Genomic DNA, 13,948 nt, shown 5'->3' with positions numbered 1-13,948 from the left:
CCGGTACGCTGCTTACCCCTTGAGCAACACCACGACCGCGCCGGTGCCGCCCTGCATCGGCCGGGCCGATGCAAAGGCAACCACATCGTCGCGTCGGCGCAGCAGCTTGTCGGTCAGTCCCTTGAGCACGGGGCCGCCGGCCTTCGAGCGCAATCCCTTGCCGTGAATGATCCGCACGCAGCGCAGGCCGTCATGCCTGCATTCGGCGAGAAACTCGGCGATGGTCATCTGCGCGGCGGCCGCGTTCATCTGGTGCAGGTCGACCTCGGCCTGGATGCTGAACTGGCCGCGCTTGAGTTGCCGCAGCACCTTCGGCGGGTAGCCGTCGCGCAGGTAGGCCAGTTCCTCGCCCACCTCCAGGTCGGCGGGGTCGTAATCGAAAAGCAGCGAGTCGGCCGGCACCGCGGCTTCATCCGCGTCGCGCATGAACGGGTGGGGCGCCGGGCGGGGGCGCTCGGGCACGCTCTCCACCGGTTCCATCGGACGGACATCGCCGATCGCCTCGCGGAAGAGGCGGATGTCGTCGTCCTGCACCGAGGGAGCGCGCCGTTTCATGACCCGCATCCTAGATCATCCCGGTCGTGCGTCGGTGAATCCGGGCGCCCGGTCCGGTAGACTGGGGCGGTCGGCGGCGCCCCTCATGGGGCCGCCATCCCCGTGTTTCGATCTGGATCAGCATGCAGGTTCTGGTAAGCAACGACGACGGCGTGGATGCCCCGGGTATCCGGGTGCTGGCCGGGCGTCTGGCCGAGTTCGGTACGGTGACCGTGGTCGCGCCCGACCGCGATCGCTCCGGCGCGAGCAACTCGCTCACGCTCGACGCGCCGATCCGCGCGCACCGCCTCGACAACGGCTTCTATCGCGTGGCCGGCACGCCCACCGATTGCGTTCACCTGGCCCTGGCGGGGCTGCTCGAGCACGAGATCGACATCGTTGTCTCGGGCATCAACAACGTCGCCAATCTCGGCGACGACGTCATCTATTCCGGCACCGTGTCCGCCGCGATGGAAGGCCGCTTCCTCGGCCTGCCCGCCATCGCCGTTTCGCTGGTGACCCGCGAGGGGTCGGGCTACCACTTCGACACCGCCGCCACCGCGGTGCTGATGCTCATGCGCCGGCTCATCGCCGACCCGTTGCCGGCCGACACCATTCTCAACGTGAACGTGCCCGACGTGCCCTGGGCCGACATCCGAGGGTTCGAAGTGACCCGGTTGGGCAAGCGCCACCGTGCGGCGCCCGCCATCCGCAGCGACGATCCCCGCGGTCGCCCGCTCTGGTGGATCGGCCCGCCCGGCGAGATCGACGACGCCGGCCCGGGCACCGACTTCGACGCGGTGCGCCGCGGCTATGTGTCGGTGAGCCCCATCCACACCGACCTCACCCGCTTCCAGGCGCTCGAGAAAGTCAGTTCATGGGCCACCGCGCTGTCGTCGTCGATCAGCGAGGAGGCGGCCTGACGTGGTGAACCTGCACGCCCTGCCGCCCTCGGCCCTGCGTGGCGAAGGCATGACGTCGCAACGCGCCCGCGACCGCCTCGTGGCGCGGCTGGCGGAGGAGGGCATCCGCGACCAGCGCGTGCTGGAGGTCATCCGCCAGCTGCCGCGCCACCACTTCATCGACCAGGCGCTGCATTCGCGCGCCTACGAAAACACCGCCTTGCCGATCGGCCACGGGCAGACGATTTCCCAGCCGTGGATCGTCGCTCGCATGACCGAGGCGCTCATCGAGCACGGCGTACCCGATCGCGTGCTCGAGATCGGCACGGGCTCCGGGTACCAGGCCGCGGTGCTGGCGGGCATCGTGCCCACCGTCTACACGGTCGAGCGCATCGAAGAATTGCTGCGCCAGGCCCGTCGCCGTTTCCGCCAGTTGGGGATCGAAAACCTGCGCTCTCGCCATGACGACGGCAAGCTGGGCTGGGAGTCCGACGCGCCCTTCGACGCCATCATCCTCACGGCCGCGGGTGACCGCGTTCCGCTCAAGCTCCTCGATCAGCTCGCTCCCGGGGGCGTGCTGGTCGCGCCCGTGGGCTCGCCCAGCCAGCAGGTGCTGGTCCGGCTGCGCAAGTCCGCCGACGGCGACGTGCAGCGCGAAGAGCTCGGTCCGGCGAGTTTCGTTCCGCTTTTGGGCGGCATCGGTTGATGCCGCTCCACCACAGGGAAAACCGCTGAATGCGGATGTTCGCTTCGCTCTATGATCGCGCCATCGTGTGGGCGCGCCACCGTCATGCGGTGCGTTACCTGGCCGGCCTGTCTTTCATCGAGGCCTTCATCTTCCCGGTGATGCCCGAGGTGATGCTGGCACCGATGATGCTGGCCGAGCCGCGCAAGGCGTTCCGCTTCGCGAACTGGAGCCTGATCTTCTCGCTGCTGGGTTCGCTGGTGGGATATGCGCTGGGCCATTTCGCTTTCGAGGCGCTGAAGCCCCTGCTGGCGTCGGCTCACCTGCTCGACCCGATCCTCAAGGGGGTCGACAACCTTCGCCAGGACATGCAGGCCCACTCGCTCGGCCTCTACATCGTGCTCGCCATGGCCGCGCTGCAACCCGTGGTGCCCATGAAGTTCGTGACCTGGGCGGCGGGCGTCGTCGGGGTGCCGGTGGTGCCGTTCCTGTTGTGCGTGCTCATCGGGCGGGGTAAGCGCGTATGGCTGCTCGCCCTGCTGGTACGCATCTTCGGCGAACGTGCCGAGCCGATCCTGCGCAAACACATCGAGTGGATCGGATGGGCTGCTATCGTAGCGCTCGTCCTCCTGGCCCTATGGTGGTTCCTCTCGCGATGAGTGCCCGTGCAAGGAATTTCGCGATGCGCCTGACCCGTCCCCTCGCCCTGGTCGCCGTGGCGGGCGCCGGTCTGATCCTGTCCGGCTGCGGCATCGAGCGCAGCTCTGTCGTCGTCACCCGCGCGCCCGGCAGCTACGCCGCGCCGTCGCACGGCGTGCCTGCGGCTGCGCCGGCACCGCCGGGCGGCAGCTATCGCGTACAGAAGGGCGACACCCTCTACAGCATCGCCTTCCGTAACAAGGTCGATTTCCGGCAGCTTGCCGACTGGAACGGCATCGCCTCGCCCTACACGATCTGGCCGGGCCAGGATCTCCGGCTCTCGCCCCCGGATACGGCCAAGCACGCGCCGGCCGTCGCCGCCGTCCCGCCGCCGTCGCACACGGCGCCACCGCCACCGCCATCGACGACGGCGCCTCCCTCGACGCCGCAACCGGGTTTCCAGCCGGTGGCGACCGCGGATGCGTTACCGCCGGTCGTTCCTGCGCCGGCGACGACCACCAACACGCCCGTGGTCGTGGCCGGCAAGCCTGCCGAGTCGGTCGTGCCCCCGCCGCAACCCGCGGCGCCACCCGCGATGCCACCCGCGCCCGTGGAAAACCCGGCCGCGGCTACGCCCATCGTCGCCAACGGCGCCACGCGTACCGCCGGCGGCATCGTTTGGCGCTGGCCGGCCGATGGCTCACTCATCAAGCGGTTCTCGTCCGGCGACGCCATTCCGGGCATCGAGGTGGCCGGCAAGTCCGGCGACCCGATCCGGGCCGCCGCCGACGGCGTGGTGGTGTATAGCGGCAACGGCCTGGTGGGCTACGGCGAGCTGGTGATCATCAAGCACAGCGACAGCTTCCTCTCCGCGTATGGCCACAACCGCAAGCGCCTGGTCAAGGAAGGCGAGAAGGTCAAGGCGGGGCAGCTTATCGCCGAGATGGGTTCGTCCGGCGCCACGCGGGACGAACTGCAGTTCCAGATCCGCCGCGACGGCAACCCGGTCGATCCACTGCAATACCTGCCGCCACAGAAGTGACCTCCCGGGGCCGGGCTCCGGGAGCGCCTGTCAGGCGGTGCGTGCCTGACGGGCTTCGAAGGCCTGGAGATGTGTCCAGGCGGCTTCGAGCATCGGGGCATTGACGCTCGCCTCGTACGCCCGGCGGAGCATGTCGCCCACGATGTGGTCGCCTTCGATCCGCTGGCCGGATTCGAGGTCGCGAAGCATCGAGGCCGTGAGCGGCGAGCCCTCCGCGGTCAGCGTCTTCCAGGCCATCGACCGGGCGTGGTCGGGTACGCCGTGGCCCGAGGCGCGGGCGACGGCAAGGCATTCCTCATAGCACCGTTCCATCAGTCGGCGCCCGTTGTCCGTGCCCACGATGTCGCCGACGCTCGCCCGGAACAGGCAGGTCATACCCGCAAGGGCGGTGAGGAAACTGAATTTCGCCCAGAGGTCGCGGGTGATGTCGTCGGCGAGGCGGTGATCGACGCCAGCCCTCGCGAAGGCGGTGGCCAGGGCCTCGCAACGGCCGCCATGGGCCAGGCCGTCCCGTTCGCCGAACGTGATCGACGCGCCGTTGCCGAAGTGGATGATCTCGCCGTCCGGCCCCTTCGCCGCGCTGATGACGCACAGGCCGCCAATGATCTTGTCCGGGCCGAAGCGGCGATCCAGCACGGGAAAATGAGCCAGCCCGTTGAGAATGGGCAGCACCGCGGTGTCCTCGCCTACCGCCGCATCGATGGATTCGAGGGCCGAATGCAGGTCGTAGGCCTTGCAGGACAGCATCACGACGTCGAAGGGCCCCGCATCGGCCACGGTCGCTGCCGTGACGTGGCGGACGTCGAGTCGGGCATCGCCGAGTGGACTGCGGATAACCAGGCCCCGGTGATCCAGCGTCGCCGCGCGTTCGGGGCGCACGAGAAAGGTGACGTCGACACCCGCCTGGGCCAGCCGGCCGCCGAAGTAGCCACCGGTGCCGCCAGCTCCCAGCACGAGGATGCGCACGGCTCAGCCCCGGGCGGGAAGGATGAAGGCGGCGAGCACGCGGCGACCTTCGCCGGCGAGCAGGCTGTAGGTGCGGGCGGCGGCGCCGCTGGTCATGGCTTCCACGCCGATGCCCCGGCGCAGGAACGCCGCCATGACCTCGGCCGGCGGAAAGACCTGGCGCTCACCGGTGCCGATGACGACGATCTCCGGCTTGAGCGCGGCGACGGTGTCGACGTCGGCCAGACTCATCGCCTTCGCGTCGGTCACCGGCCACTGCTCGACGACCTGTTCGGGCGTGATCAGCAGGCTGGCGTGGAAGTCACGATCGACGACGGTGACCGTGTCGGGTCCGACACGACGGACGAACAGGTAGTCGCCTGGGCGGTCGAGCGTGAGATCCATAGGGAATTACCGGGGCAGGGCCAGCTTCGGGTCCTGCTCGTTCCGGCGGAAAAGGACCACGACGTGTCCGATTTCCTGGACGTTTTCCGCACCGGTCTGCCCGGTGAGGAAATCGATCTGGGCCTGGCGTTCGTCCTTGTCGCCACCGGAGAGCTTGACCTTGACCAGTTCGTGAATGTCCAGCGCCTGGGCCAGTTCCTTCGCCACGGCCTCGGTGGCGCCCTTGTTGCCCAGCAGGATCACGGGGCGGAGGTCGTGGGCGAGGCTGCGCAGGTAGCGGCGCTGAGTAGGGGAGAGCGACATTGCGTTCAGGTTCGGTTCGCGGCGGACAGGCCGCAAAGGGTATCATGCGACACCGCAGCTTACTTCACCGGTCGTCACCCGATGTCACGCAGCAAGAGCAGTTCCCGCTGGCTTCGGGAGCATTTCGACGACGTTTACGTCAAACGTGCCCAGGCGGAGGGCCTGCGCTCGCGCGCCGTCTTCAAGCTCGAGGAGGTCGTCGACCGCGATCGGCTGATCAAGCCGGGCATGACCATCGTCGATCTCGGCGCCGCCCCCGGGGGCTGGTCGCAGCTGGCCCGCCAGCGCCTTGGCGACACCGGCAAAGTGATCGCGCTCGACATCCTCCCGATGACCGGCCTGGCCGGGGTCGAGTTCATGCAGGGCGATTTTCGCGAAGAATCGGTCCTGCGCGACCTTGAAGCCATGCTCGACGGCAAGAAAGTCGACCTTGTCCTGTCCGACATGGCCCCCAATATGTCCGGAGTGGCACTCGCCGATCAGATTCGCGCCATGGACCTGTGCGACCTCGCCCGGCAATTCAGCCTCGACTGGCTGAAGCCCGGTGGGTCCTTCCTCGTGAAACTGTTCCAGGGCGCGGGCTTCGACGATTACTTGAAGAACTTGCGCGCAGACTTCAGTCGCGTGACGATGCGTAAACCGAAGGCCTCCCGCGCCCGTTCGCGAGAGGTCTATGCGCTGGCGACCGGCCTGAAAGCCGCGTCCCGGCAACCTGGCGAGAACCGCGCATGAACGAGATGGCAAAAAACCTGTTGCTCTGGCTGATCATCGCGGTGGTCCTTCTGACCGTGTTCCAGACCTTCAACCCGCACGGCGGATCGTCGCAGGACATGTCCTACACGAGCTTCGCGCAGCAGGTCGATAACGGCAACGTCGCGAGCGCCACGATCACGTCCTCCGCACCGCCCACCATCACGGGCAAGCTGAAGGACGGTGGCGCGTACCGTACCGTGGTGCCGGTGGTCGGCCTGTCCACCAGCGACCTGGTCAAGCAGATGCGCGACAAGGGCGTCGAGCTTCGCCAGGAGCCCGCCGACAACGGCTTCTCCCTGCTGGGCCTGGTCTTCAACTGGTTGCCCATCATCATTTTCGTGGCCGTGTTGATCTGGTTCATGCGACAGATGCAGGCCGGCTCGGGTGGCCGGGGCGCCATGAGTTTCGGCCGCTCGCGGGCCAAGCTTCAGGGCGAGGACCAGGTCAAGGTCAACTTCACCGACGTCGCGGGTTGCGACGAGGCCAAGGAAGAAGTCGGCGAACTGGTCGAGTTCCTCCGTGACCCGGGCAAGTTCCAGAAGCTGGGCGGCAAGATTCCTCGCGGTGTGCTGATGGTCGGCCCGCCCGGCACCGGCAAGACGCTGCTGGCCAAGGCCATTGCCGGCGAGGCGAAGGTGCCGTTCTTCTCGATTTCCGGTTCCGACTTTGTCGAGATGTTCGTAGGCGTCGGCGCGAGCCGTGTGCGCGACATGTTCGAGCAGGCGAAAAAGCACGCCCCCTGCATCATCTTCATCGACGAAATCGACGCCGTCGGCCGCCATCGCGGCGCCGGCATGGGTGGCGGTCACGACGAGCGTGAGCAGACCCTCAACCAGCTGCTGGTCGAGATGGACGGTTTCGAGGGCACCGAAGGCATCATCGTCATCGCCGCCACCAATCGTCCCGACGTGCTCGACCCGGCGCTGCTGCGACCGGGCCGCTTCGACCGCCAAGTGGTCGTGGGTCTGCCTGATGTCAAGGGTCGTGAGCAGATTCTTAAGGTGCACATGCGAAAGGTGCCCACCGCGTCGGACGTCGACGCGATGACCATCGCGCGAGGCACGCCGGGTTTCTCGGGTGCCGACCTGGCCAATCTGGTCAACGAGGCCGCCTTGTTCGCCGCGCGTGAGAATGCGCGCGAAGTCCGCATGAGCCACATGGACCGCGCCCGCGACAAGATCCTCATGGGCGCCGAGCGCCGCTCCATGGCGATGAACGACGAAGAGAAGCGGCTCACCGCGTATCACGAGGCCGGCCACGCGATCATCGGTCGCCTGGTGCCGGAACACGATCCCGTCTACAAGGTCACCATCATCCCGCGCGGCCGTGCGCTGGGCGTCACGATGTACCTTCCCGAGGGCGATCGCTACAGCATGAACAAGGTAGCGATCGAGTCGCAGCTTTGCTCGCTTTACGGCGGCCGTGTCGCGGAAGAGGTCATCTTCGGCCACGACAAGATCACCACGGGCGCTTCGAACGACATCGAACGCGCGACGAAGATGGCCCGCAACATGGCCACCAAGTGGGGTCTGTCCGACGAGCTCGGCCCGGTGATGTACGGCGAGGAAGAAGACGAGGTCTTCATCGGCCGCTCGGTGACGCAGCACAAGAGCGTCTCCAACGAGACCGCCCGCAAGATCGACGAGGTGGTGCGCACCATCCTCGATCGTGCTTACGCGCGTAGCAAGGACCTGCTCACCACCAACATCGACAAGCTGCACGTGATGGCGGAGGCCTTGCTGCAGTACGAAACCATCGACGCCCGCCAGATCGATGACATCATGGCCGGACGCGAACCCGGGCCGCCTGCCGATTGGCAGAAGCCGGGTCCGACGCCACCCCCGCCGCCCCGCGGCGATGCCGGCTCGGCGCCAGACAAGGTCGGCAAGCCGGCCACGCAACTGTAAGAAGAAGGGCGGCCAATGGCCGCCCTTTTTTCAGGTTCATCGCGGATCCCCGAAGGCTATCCGTCTGTGGACCTGACGTCCCGGTGGACGGTTCGATCGTGCGAGCCGTGGTGCTCCTGTGACCGGGACGTCGACACGGCCTTTCGCCATCGTCGCGCCGATGAGTCGCCACGCGCATGAGCGCTCCGACAAGGACGGCGAGAACGCTACCAGGGCGCGATCAAGCGTCTACCCCATGGGCCGGGGCGGATCGGGTATCCGCCGACAGATCGCGTGGTACGGCGACGTCTTTCGCGTTAGTAGCGCCTACGGCCACGACGCTTCCTTTCACGCCGGCCGTGTCGTGCGTGGCGCTGATCATTCCGCCAGCCACAGAGCGCACGCACCCAGGTATGGACGTCCATTCCCACGCCGTCGTTACCGCGCCGCGAAAAAAAGTTTCAGAAAAGTGTTGACGCGCACCCTCAATATCTGAATAATTCCGCTTCTCGGCACGGCGCTAACGCTCCACAGCGATAGGCACCGGGTCAAAGCTTTTAAGTGTGCGCCCGTAGCTCAGTTGGATAGAGTACCAGGCTACGAACTTGGTGGTCGGGAGTTCGAATCTCTCCGGGCGCGCCATTTTTAAGCAGGCTATCGTAGTGGTTTATGCGATAGCGGCGGTTGTTGAAAGTGTGGTGTGTTCATACGGATTGACGGGCTAGGCTTTGACCCGTAGCATCTGAAAGCTTCACCGGTCCATTAGGTGAAACTTGAGGTTCCGGGGTATAGCTCAGTCTGGTAGAGCGCCAGCTTTGGGAGCTGGATGTCGGGGGTTCGAATCCCTCTGCCCCGACCATTTGGTGCTCTACGTACAGTGCCTGCGCCTGTAGCTCAACCGGATAGAGCATCGGCCTTCTAAGCCGACGGTTGCAGGTTCGATTCCTGTCGGGCGCGCCAGTTCAGGTTTTATGGTGGGCGTAGCTCAGTTGGTTAGAGTACCGGATTGTGATTCCGGATGTCGTGGGTTCGAATCCCATCGTCCACCCCACTTTTAGTGTGTTACAATTTGTGTTTTATGGGCCGTTAGCTCAGCTGGTAGAGCAGTTGACTCTTAATCAATTGGTCCTAGGTTCGAATCCTAGACGGCCCACCAATTTGAAAAGCCGACAGTGAAAACTGTCGGCTTTTTTCTTTTCAGAAAATGCTTGTACGCATTTAAATGGCCCACCTAGAATGGGTTGCCGCGCGAAAGTGGCGAAATTGGTAGACGCACCAGATTTAGGTTCTGGCGGAGCAATCCTTGAGGGTTCGAGTCCCTCCTTTCGCACCATGTTCGAGCGCCTGGCCAGCGCAGGTATCGCCCGCACCGCGCCTGCAGCCAACGCACGAGTTTGACGATCATCGCTTCCAGCACGATCGTCGCGCCCCGTATCGCCACGACGAGCCCGCTTGCTGCCGGCATAGGGTAGAAGCGAATCTGCGCGTTGATCTTCGCGGTTTCGGCGCTGAGCTTCATGGTCTCGGCCATCATCGTGTTGGTTCGCGTGGATGAGTTCGCGGCCGTCGTCGTTCACGATGCATCGGTGCGTGGTGGGAGCATCGAGACTATCGTCGCGCGTCATCATGCACCGGCTGACCGAGCGTTACCGCGTCGCGCGGCGACGTACGCGTTCGGCGCGTAACAAGGGCTTGGCGTCACCCATGCGGCGTTTCGGAGCGTTGCTCACCGCGTGGCGTCGGTGCGACGTGCGACGATGATGCCAAGCGCGGCGAGCGCTGTCGTGATCGCGAAGTTCGCTGCGAAAGCGAGCGGGTAAGACACGGTGAGCAGGGCGGCGAAAAGTGAGCCACCGATGGCCAGCGTGGCGGCGACCATCAACGATTCACACAATTGAAGCGCCGAACTGTTCGTGCCCTGGTCCTGCGTCGACGACATAGACAGCGTCACGACCGACACCGTCGCATAGGCCATACCCATCCCAAGGCCGGTGAACGCCCAGCCCGCGATAGACGCTGCGACCGGCATACCGTGGAACGTGCCCAAGGCTGCGAGGATCGTTCCGGCCAGCATCGTCGCCGTGCCGCGGCGGAGCAGGGCCTGGCGCGAGATGGTGGCGTAATGGCCCTGGTACCACGATCCGCAGAACCAGCCGAGCGCGCCACCGCTGATCGCCAGGCCTGAACCCAGCGGCGACATGTCGTGCTCGTGCGAGAACATCAGGGGAAGAAAGGCTTCGGTGCCGAAGAAAGCAGACGCCGCCACGCCGCGTAGGGCGATCACCGACGGCAACCCCCGGGCGAGCGAGAGCGTGCCTCGCGGCAGCAGTTGCCGGCCACAGCCGACGAGCAAGGCGATCGCGGGCAGGAACAACGCGGCCGCGAGCCATCCATGCTCCTGGCCAGCGACGAACAGCAGGCATGCACCGAGGGAGGCGCCCACCGCATGGCGCATGCGGCCTGGCTGGACCGGCGGCGGGCTGGCGGGACGTTCCATCATGCGTAAGGCGCCACGCAGCGCGACAGCGGCGGGCACGGCCAAGACCGGTACGGCGAGGAAGACCCAGCGCCATCCCGCATGCTCGACGATCGCGCCGCTGATGGCCGGGCCGATCAGCGCCGGTATGACCCATCCCGCCGAGAAGGACGCGAAGACCTTCGGCCGCATCGACTCGGGGTAGAGCCGCCCCACGATGACGTAAAGCGCGGGAAACAGACAGCCCGCACCGAAGCCCTGCACAAGACGCCCGAGGAGCAGTACCGGCATGGTCGGTGCCAGCCCGGCGATCAACAGGCCCGCCACGAAGCCGGCCAAGCCGGTCCATATCGCGGGCGCGGGGCCGCGCCCGTCGCTCCAGCGACCCGAGAGGGTCATGCCGATGATGCTCGTGGCGAGCACGCCGCCGAAGGCCAGGGCATACAGCTTGACGCCGTCGAGCTCGCGCGCCACGGTCGGCATGGCGGTGGTCACGGCCAGCGCCTCGAAGGCGATCAGCGAGATCAGGGCCACCATGCCCATCGTCGCCGCCCGGTATGGCGCGGACAGGATGCCGCCGGTGCCGTCGCGCTCATGCAGGTCGGCGTCTCGCGTGCTCACGTTCATGGATAGTCCTTCCGCATCCGGGCAGTGTCTCACGCTTGCTTCGCGGCCCCGTGTCGCGCAGCATGCGACCTTAACCTATGTTGAGGTCAAGGCGATGCGCGAGCTGAGCGTGGGCGACGTGGCCCGCAGGGCGGGTGTGGCGGTATCCGCCCTGCATTTCTACGAGCGGAAAGGTCTGATCCACAGCCTGCGGACGGCCGGAAACCAGCGCCGGTACCCTGCCGACGTCCTTCGTCGACTGGCGGTGATCCGGGTGGCCCAGCGGGTGGGCATCCCGCTCGATGCCGTGGGTCGGGCGTTTGCCGCGCTTCCGGCCGGGCGCCCCCCGGGCAAGGACGATTGGACCGCGATGTCGGCGTTGTGGCGCGATGAGCTGGCGCAGCGCATCGTCCAGCTGACCCACCTGAAGGACCGCCTGGACGATTGCATCGGCTGCGGATGCCTCTCACTGACCGCCTGCGCCCTGGCGAACCCGGGCGATGCCCTGGCGGACGGCGGGGCAGGCCCACGGCGCTGGTTCGCTTAGGGCATGTTGCGGCGGTATGAAGGCGAAACGTAGAATGGGCAGTCATTTGCGGGGTTTTTCGCCACCGGGGATGGGGTCGCCGCGGCGGCCCGGCGTTCACGGCGAGTCCCTTTGTTTCGGTTACGGCGACGGATGGTCGCCATCGCGCCACGGCACGTGGTGGTTTCAGGAGAGGTCATGCAGGTTTCGGTTGAGAATGTCGGCAAGCTCGGGCGCAAGCTCACGGTGAAGTTCCCGGCCGAGCGCCTGGAGGCGCAGGTCAGCGAGCGCATCGCGGAAATGGGTCGCACGGTCCGCCTCAAGGGCTTCCGTCCCGGCAAGGTGCCCACCAACGTGATCAAGCAGCGCTTCGGCGCGCAGGTCCGTGGCGAGGCGCTCTCCGAGCTCATCGGCAGCACGCTGCGCGACGCCGTGACGCAGGAGAAGCTCCAGCCCATCGCCAATCCGTCCGTCGACACCACCGGCCATCCCGTGGACGGCGAAATCGCCTACACCGCCACCTTCGAGGTGATGCCGGAGTTCCCGGCCATCGATGTCTCGGCGCTCGAGATCGCCCGTCCGAAGGCCGAGGTGACCGACACCGACATCGACAAGATGATCGAGACCCTGCGCACCCAGCGCCGTAGCTTCGACGATGTGTCGCGCGCCTCGAAAGAAGGCGACTTCGTGATGTTCGAATACGCCGCCGAAGCGGGCGATTACCGCTTTCCGGCTGAAGGCCTGGAGCGCGCAGGCAGCGTGATCGGCTCGGGCACCCTGTTCAAAGCGCTCGACGAGGCCCTCACCGGCCGCACCGCGGGTGACGACCTGGTGCAAGATGTCGCCTTCCCCGACGACTTCCGCAACCCGGATCTGGCGGGCAAGACCGCCAAGGTCACGTTCAAGATCGTGAAGGTGCAGGAGCCCAACCTCCCGGCCGTCGACGCCGACTTCGTGAAGCTGTTCGGCGTGGCCGACGGCAGCATCGAGACCTTCCGCAAGGAAGTCCGCGCCAACCTCGAGCGTGAACTGAAGGCCACCCTCATGGCCCGCCTGAAGTCCGAAGTGGCCGAGAAGCTCGCGGGCGCCTATCCGGAACTCGACGTGCCCGACCTGATGGCCAACGCCGAGGCACAGAGCCTCGCTGCCGGCAACCTGCCGCGCGGTCAGCAGCCGTCGCCGGAGATGGTGGCCGAGGCCCTGCCTTTCGCCCGCAAGCGCGTCGCCGCTGCCCTGCTGATGGGTGAGATCGCGCGCAAGAACGAACTCCGCCTCGATCGCAAGCGCCTGGCCGAGATGCTCACGGCGATTGCTTCTACCTATGAAGAGCCGGAAAAGGTCATTGAACTCTATAACGGCGATCCCCAACTGATGCAGGGACTGCAGAACCGCGTGATGGAAGACCAGGTGGCCGAGTGGGTGGCGGACAACGCCAAGACCACCGACCAGGCACTGAGCTTCGACGAGGTGATGCGACCGGTCGGCGCCTGAGCGCCGATCGTCCGATTACCCCTTGGGCCCCATACGAAGGAGAGACCGAATGTCCATGGCTCCGATCCAGAACCTCAACCTGGTGCCCATCGTCGTCGAGCAGACCTCGCGCGGCGAGCGTTCCTATGACATCTATTCGCGTCTCCTCAAGGAGCGCATCATCTTCGCGGTCGGCCCGGTCGACGATTACATGGCCAATGTGATCGTCGCCCAGTTGCTGTTCCTCGAGTCCGAAAACCCGGACAAGGACATCAACCTGTACATCAACAGCCCCGGCGGTTCGGTCACCGCGGGCATGGCGATCTACGACACCATGCAGTTCATCAAGCCGGACGTCAGCACCATGTGCATCGGCCAGGCGGCCTCGATGGGCGCGCTGCTGCTGTCGGCGGGTGCGGCCGGCAAGCGCTATTCGCTGCCGCATTCGCGGATCATGATTCACCAGCCGTGGGCGGGCGGTATCTCCGGCCAGGCCACCGACATCGAGATCCATGCCCGTGAAATTCTCACGATGCGTGAGCGCCTCAATGCCATCCTGGCCCACCACACCGGCAAGACGGTGGAGGAAATCGCCCGTGATACCGAGCGCGACCGCTTCATGAGCGGCGCGGAAGCCCAGGCCTATGGCCTGATCGACTCGGTCCACGACAAGCGCGCGGTCGATTCCGTCCGCTCGGCTTGATTCTCATTTCGCGTTTGAAATCCAGCACTTCGCCCCTGGCAACCAGGGGCGAAGTGCTGTGCTATTCTCAAAT

At 66.1% G+C, this 13,948-nt stretch carries 15 protein-coding genes and 6 tRNA genes; 16 read left to right on the top strand and 5 right to left on the bottom strand.

From position 1 onward, the window contains the following. Positions 1-12 precede the first annotated feature (12 nt). On the bottom strand, positions 13-555 hold the full coding sequence (locus PI246_RS06230; protein WP_320550433.1) for a Smr/MutS family protein: 543 nt from the start codon (positions 553-555) through the stop codon (positions 13-15). A 122-nt stretch (positions 556-677) separates the two neighbouring features. On the opposite strand from PI246_RS06230, the gene surE reads away from it, so the two are divergent. The 4 genes from surE to PI246_RS06210 are packed head-to-tail and all read left to right on the top strand — an operon-like array spanning position 678 to position 3,802. Further along, positions 678-1,457: a 5'/3'-nucleotidase SurE gene (gene surE / locus PI246_RS06225; RefSeq protein WP_320550432.1), complete on the top strand. Its 780-nt coding sequence runs from the start codon at positions 678-680 to the stop codon at positions 1,455-1,457. Between the two features lie 49 nt (positions 1,458-1,506). Further along, the gene (locus PI246_RS06220; RefSeq protein WP_407069801.1) at positions 1,507-2,142 is read left to right on the top strand and encodes a protein-L-isoaspartate(D-aspartate) O-methyltransferase; all 636 of its coding nucleotides are present in this window, start codon (positions 1,507-1,509) and stop codon (positions 2,140-2,142) included. A 29-nt stretch (positions 2,143-2,171) separates the two neighbouring features. Next, complete coding sequence (locus tag PI246_RS06215; RefSeq protein ID WP_320550431.1) at positions 2,172-2,780, top strand: YqaA family protein; 609 nt, start codon at positions 2,172-2,174, stop codon at positions 2,778-2,780. Between the two features lie 23 nt (positions 2,781-2,803). Continuing rightward, the gene (locus PI246_RS06210; RefSeq protein ID WP_320550430.1) at positions 2,804-3,802 is read left to right on the top strand and encodes a peptidoglycan DD-metalloendopeptidase family protein; all 999 of its coding nucleotides are present in this window, start codon (positions 2,804-2,806) and stop codon (positions 3,800-3,802) included. Positions 3,803-3,832: 30 nt separating this feature from the next. Here the strand turns inward: PI246_RS06210 and panE are convergent, their stop codons facing one another. Genes panE through yhbY form a run of 3 tightly spaced genes read right to left on the bottom strand, consistent with a single transcriptional unit; the run spans position 3,833 to position 5,455 of the window. Beyond that, positions 3,833-4,768, bottom strand: a complete 936-nt coding sequence (gene panE, locus PI246_RS06205; protein WP_320550429.1) for a 2-dehydropantoate 2-reductase — start codon at positions 4,766-4,768, stop codon at positions 3,833-3,835. 3 nt (positions 4,769-4,771) lie between these two features. Then, on the bottom strand, positions 4,772-5,152 hold the full coding sequence (locus PI246_RS06200; RefSeq protein ID WP_320550428.1) for an Mth938-like domain-containing protein: 381 nt from the start codon (positions 5,150-5,152) through the stop codon (positions 4,772-4,774). A gap of 6 nt (positions 5,153-5,158) precedes the next feature. Further along, on the bottom strand, positions 5,159-5,455 hold the full coding sequence (gene yhbY, locus PI246_RS06195) for a ribosome assembly RNA-binding protein YhbY (RefSeq protein WP_320550427.1): 297 nt from the start codon (positions 5,453-5,455) through the stop codon (positions 5,159-5,161). Positions 5,456-5,536: 81 nt separating this feature from the next. Here yhbY and rlmE point away from each other — a divergent pair, with 81 nt between their 5' ends. The 9 genes from rlmE to PI246_RS06150 all read left to right on the top strand — a co-directional run bounded on the left by rlmE (position 5,537) and on the right by PI246_RS06150 (position 9,779). Further along, on the top strand, positions 5,537-6,187 hold the full coding sequence (rlmE, locus tag PI246_RS06190) for a 23S rRNA (uridine(2552)-2'-O)-methyltransferase RlmE (RefSeq protein WP_320550426.1): 651 nt from the start codon (positions 5,537-5,539) through the stop codon (positions 6,185-6,187). Continuing rightward, complete coding sequence (ftsH, locus tag PI246_RS06185; RefSeq protein ID WP_320550425.1) at positions 6,184-8,115, top strand: ATP-dependent zinc metalloprotease FtsH; 1,932 nt, start codon at positions 6,184-6,186, stop codon at positions 8,113-8,115. Before rlmE ends, ftsH begins: the two co-directional genes overlap by 4 nt. A gap of 544 nt (positions 8,116-8,659) precedes the next feature. Next, positions 8,660-8,736: transfer RNA gene (locus tag PI246_RS06180), tRNA-Arg, on the top strand. A 140-nt stretch (positions 8,737-8,876) separates the two neighbouring features. Further along, a tRNA-Pro gene (locus tag PI246_RS06175) sits at positions 8,877-8,953 on the top strand. Between the two features lie 24 nt (positions 8,954-8,977). Continuing rightward, positions 8,978-9,054, top strand: a tRNA-Arg gene (locus PI246_RS06170). A 14-nt stretch (positions 9,055-9,068) separates the two neighbouring features. Further along, positions 9,069-9,145 (top strand) — tRNA-His (locus PI246_RS06165). A gap of 29 nt (positions 9,146-9,174) precedes the next feature. Beyond that, positions 9,175-9,250 (top strand) — tRNA-Lys (locus PI246_RS06160). 92 nt (positions 9,251-9,342) lie between these two features. After that, positions 9,343-9,427, top strand: a tRNA-Leu gene (locus PI246_RS06155). A 154-nt stretch (positions 9,428-9,581) separates the two neighbouring features. Continuing rightward, a complete protein-coding gene (locus tag PI246_RS06150) occupies positions 9,582-9,779 on the top strand; it encodes a hypothetical protein (protein ID WP_320550424.1) in 198 nt (65 codons plus the stop codon). Positions 9,780-9,820: 41 nt separating this feature from the next. Here the strand turns inward: PI246_RS06150 and PI246_RS06145 are convergent, their stop codons facing one another. Continuing rightward, the gene (locus PI246_RS06145; RefSeq protein WP_320550423.1) at positions 9,821-11,197 is read right to left on the bottom strand and encodes an MFS transporter; all 1,377 of its coding nucleotides are present in this window, start codon (positions 11,195-11,197) and stop codon (positions 9,821-9,823) included. A 94-nt stretch (positions 11,198-11,291) separates the two neighbouring features. Here PI246_RS06145 and soxR point away from each other — a divergent pair, with 94 nt between their 5' ends. The 3 genes from soxR (at position 11,292) to clpP (ending at position 13,875) form a co-directional block, all read left to right on the top strand. After that, positions 11,292-11,723, top strand: a complete 432-nt coding sequence (gene soxR, locus PI246_RS06140; protein WP_320550422.1) for a redox-sensitive transcriptional activator SoxR — start codon at positions 11,292-11,294, stop codon at positions 11,721-11,723. 177 nt (positions 11,724-11,900) lie between these two features. After that, positions 11,901-13,193, top strand: coding sequence for a trigger factor (gene tig, locus PI246_RS06135; RefSeq protein ID WP_320550421.1), 1,293 nt, complete (start codon positions 11,901-11,903; stop codon positions 13,191-13,193). A gap of 55 nt (positions 13,194-13,248) precedes the next feature. Continuing rightward, on the top strand, positions 13,249-13,875 hold the full coding sequence (gene clpP, locus PI246_RS06130) for an ATP-dependent Clp endopeptidase proteolytic subunit ClpP (RefSeq protein ID WP_407069787.1): 627 nt from the start codon (positions 13,249-13,251) through the stop codon (positions 13,873-13,875). The last annotated feature ends 73 nt before the right edge of the window (positions 13,876-13,948 follow it).

The sequence above is a fragment of the Luteibacter sahnii genome, assembly GCF_034063545.1.
GTDB lineage: Bacteria > Pseudomonadota > Gammaproteobacteria > Xanthomonadales > Rhodanobacteraceae > Luteibacter > Luteibacter sahnii.
This window is presented reverse-complemented; position numbering and strand designations above follow the sequence as displayed.

Coding starts and splice junctions, on each gene's coding strand:
- PI246_RS06230 (WP_320550433.1), bottom strand. CDS start 555: ATGAAACGGCGCGCTCCCTCGGTGCAGGACGACGACATCCGCCTCTTC.
- surE (WP_320550432.1), top strand. CDS start 678: ATGCAGGTTCTGGTAAGCAACGACGACGGCGTGGATGCCCCGGGTATC.
- PI246_RS06220 (WP_407069801.1), top strand. CDS start 1,507: ATGACGTCGCAACGCGCCCGCGACCGCCTCGTGGCGCGGCTGGCGGAG.
- PI246_RS06215 (WP_320550431.1), top strand. CDS start 2,172: ATGCGGATGTTCGCTTCGCTCTATGATCGCGCCATCGTGTGGGCGCGC.
- PI246_RS06210 (WP_320550430.1), top strand. CDS start 2,804: ATGCGCCTGACCCGTCCCCTCGCCCTGGTCGCCGTGGCGGGCGCCGGT.
- PI246_RS06200 (WP_320550428.1), bottom strand. CDS start 5,152: ATGGATCTCACGCTCGACCGCCCAGGCGACTACCTGTTCGTCCGTCGT.
- yhbY (WP_320550427.1), bottom strand. CDS start 5,455: ATGTCGCTCTCCCCTACTCAGCGCCGCTACCTGCGCAGCCTCGCCCAC.
- rlmE (WP_320550426.1), top strand. CDS start 5,537: ATGTCACGCAGCAAGAGCAGTTCCCGCTGGCTTCGGGAGCATTTCGAC.
- ftsH (WP_320550425.1), top strand. CDS start 6,184: ATGAACGAGATGGCAAAAAACCTGTTGCTCTGGCTGATCATCGCGGTG.
- PI246_RS06145 (WP_320550423.1), bottom strand. CDS start 11,197: ATGAACGTGAGCACGCGAGACGCCGACCTGCATGAGCGCGACGGCACC.
- soxR (WP_320550422.1), top strand. CDS start 11,292: ATGCGCGAGCTGAGCGTGGGCGACGTGGCCCGCAGGGCGGGTGTGGCG.
- tig (WP_320550421.1), top strand. CDS start 11,901: ATGCAGGTTTCGGTTGAGAATGTCGGCAAGCTCGGGCGCAAGCTCACG.
- clpP (WP_407069787.1), top strand. CDS start 13,249: ATGGCTCCGATCCAGAACCTCAACCTGGTGCCCATCGTCGTCGAGCAG.